We start from the raw sequence: 2,607 nt of genomic DNA, 5'->3' as shown, positions 1-2,607 counted from the left end.
AGTTCTGCGCCGCGCTGCGCGCGACGGGGGTGGAGGCGCGCATCTGGTGCCTGCATGGCGGCATGGCGGCCGAGCGCCGGGAGATCCGCGGCGTGCCGGTGGGCTTCTGCCCCGCTGACGCGCCCGCGGCGCCGCCGCAGCGCCGCGTCTCCGCGGCGCTGCGCGACGAGGTGGCGGCCTTCGCGCCTGATGTCGCGCTCTACAAGGGCCTCGGCCGCCGCCTGAACGTCCATGTCCACACCGCCCTGGCGGAGGGCACGCGCCACGGGCTGATCGTCTCGGGCGGCACGATGACGGACCTGCTGGTGCCGGGGGCATCGGTGGTGCTCGGCGAGCATCGCGACCAGCTCGCCCGCCATTTCGGCGACCACCTCGGCCGAGGCCACGCCATCGTGCTGCCGAAGTTCGTGGATCTCGGCCTGGCCGGGGACGGCCAGCCGCAGCAGGCGGATTTCGACATGGTCAACGTGGGCAGCTTCGACGATCCGCGGAACAACCAGGCCGCGCTGCTGCCCTTCGCCGCACGCCGCCGCATCGCGCTGATCGGCGGCGGCGCGGGTCTCGACGCGATGCGGCACGCGGCCGGGTCGCTGCCGAGGGTCACGCTGTTCGGCGAACTGCCGCCGACCGAGCTGCACGGCGTGCTGCGCCGCTCGCGTCTGTTGCTGCACACCGCGACAGCGGAGGCGCTGCCGCGCGAGGTGGTGGCAGCAATGGCCTGCGGCCTGCCCATCGTGGCGTTCCGGGCCGCCATCACCGGCGGCATCCCGGCGGGCGCGGGCCTGCTCGTCTCCCCGCCCGGGCTGCCGCATGCGGTGGAGCTGCTGCTGGCCGACGACACGCTGCGCCAGCAGATGGGTCGCGCCGCCCGCCGGCACGTGGAGCGCAACCACGGCAGCGCCGCCATCGTCGCGGCGGCGGAGCAGGTGCTGAAGGTGCTACGGCCCGAGTAGCCGGGCCGCCCGCTCCGCCCCGCGCGCCAGCGAGAGCTCGACGGGCAGTTGGAAGGCGATCTCCTCCCACCCCCAGTACTGCCGCAGCGAGCCGCGCAGCGCGTTCGGTCCCAGCGTGGGCCGGTGCCCGTCGCGCAGCGTGACGTCCAGCACCGGCGCCAGCACGTCGCGCCAGAAATCCGCCGAGAGCCAGGCATCCACCACGCTCGCATGCATCCCGGGCGCGAGCGCGTCGCGCGTCGGCGCGATGCGGAAGGGCGGGGTGCCGAGGAACACGCCCTCCTTGCCGAAGAAGCGCGCTTCCGCCACCAGGGAGGAGGAGACGCCGACGACGCGGCGGATGCTGTCCTGCGCCATCAGCACATAGGCGTTGTCGCCGGCCTCCCGGATGCGGCGCAGCGGCAGGCCGGTTTCGTGCAGGCCGAAGCCGTCCGCATTGTAGGGATGCGGCTTGAACAGCACGCGCCCCTCCCGCCCGATCGCGGCATGGAAGGGGGCGGCCAGGTCGCGCAGGTCCACCAGACGCCCGCCGGACACGAGCGACCGGTCCACCCGCGTCTGGCCGACCACCATGACCGCTTCCTCGACCGGCGGATGCACCGGGATCTTCACAGCCGTCGCGGCGAGCAGGTCAGCCCAGGGTTCGAAGACGTGGTCCTCGGCATGATGCGCGGCCAGCGCGGCCAGCACCTCGGGGTGGTTGGTCTGCACCGCGAAGAGCAGGTCGGGCCCGAAGCGGCAGGGATGGATGTTGAGGTCGATCCAGGCGATGCCGAGCCGGGTCAGCAGGCGCTTCTGCACCTCGGCCAGCTCGAATCCGACCACCGCGGCCGCGCCGGCGACTGCGGCGGCGAAGACCGCGGCGGCCTCGCGCGGCAGGTGCGGCGCGTCGAACAGCCGCACCCAGCCTTCGATGTCGCGCGTCTCGCCCGCGGCGGCGTAGAGGCCCGGCGTGTCGAAGGCCGCAGCGCCGGAGCCGGGCGGCGGCGCCCAGGCCAGCGCCTGCACCTCCAGACCGCTCGCCGCGGCGATCGGGCGGCGCAGCAGGCGGTGCAGCCAGAGGATGTTGCCGGTCTGCGCCGGCCGGAACGCCTCCTCCTGCGGGCGCAGCACATCGCCGGTCAGGACGATGCGTCGGTTCACGCGCGCTCCAGCCGCGCCCAGATCAGCCCGAGTCCGATACGCCGGGTATCGCGCAGCGGGCCGGTCGCGGGGTCCTCGTGCTGCGGGCCGTGCAGCAGCAGCGCGAGCCGCGCGCCGGCCGGCATCTCGGGCAGGCTCGCGCGCGCCTCGAACACGCCGACCACGCCGTCGTTCGACACGGTGGAGAAGGCCAGCGGCACGCCATCCACGAACAGGTCGTGCTGCGCGATGTCGAGCGGCAGGCCGAAGGGCGCGCGGACGGAGACGGTCAGCAGCAGCTCTCCGCCGCCCAGCGCCGGCAGCAGCAGGCTGGCGCAGCGCGCCGCGCCGGACCAGCGCAGCGACCCGCCTTCGGTCCGCTCCGGCTGCCACCAGCCGAAGCCGGCGAAGTCGGGATCGCCGGCATCCAGCGCGACCGGCCCGGCTTCCGGCTGCGGCGCGCCGCCGCGCGCGCTGGCCAGGCGATCCGCGGGAATGAAGCGCAGCGGATCGAGCCGCAGCCGCTCCTCGC

At 74.7% G+C, this 2,607-nt stretch carries 3 protein-coding genes; 1 reads left to right on the top strand and 2 read right to left on the bottom strand.

Features of this window, described 5'->3' with window-relative positions; genetic code table 11:
- The coding region (locus OZN99_RS29380; protein ID WP_270938761.1) for a glycosyltransferase family 4 protein at positions 1-953 on the top strand (953 nt) is incomplete at its 5' end.
- Here the strand turns inward: OZN99_RS29380 and OZN99_RS29375 are convergent.
- Both OZN99_RS29375 and OZN99_RS29370 read right to left on the bottom strand, forming a co-directional pair.
- Positions 939-2,096 carry a hypothetical protein gene (locus OZN99_RS29375; protein WP_270938760.1) on the bottom strand — a complete coding sequence of 386 codons (1,158 nt, stop codon included), beginning with the start codon at positions 2,094-2,096 and terminating at the stop codon, positions 939-941. The genes OZN99_RS29380 and OZN99_RS29375 overlap by 15 nt on opposite strands.
- On the bottom strand, positions 2,093-2,607 hold a 515-nt coding region (locus OZN99_RS29370), incomplete at its 5' end, for a hypothetical protein (protein WP_270938759.1). The genes OZN99_RS29370 and OZN99_RS29375, both read right to left, overlap by 4 nt.

It is taken from the genome of Falsiroseomonas oryzae (assembly GCF_027856955.1).
Taxonomy (GTDB): Bacteria; Pseudomonadota; Alphaproteobacteria; order Acetobacterales; family Acetobacteraceae; genus Falsiroseomonas; species Falsiroseomonas oryzae.
Note: the sequence above shows the minus strand (reverse complement) of the source record. Positions and strands in the feature narration are given on the sequence as shown.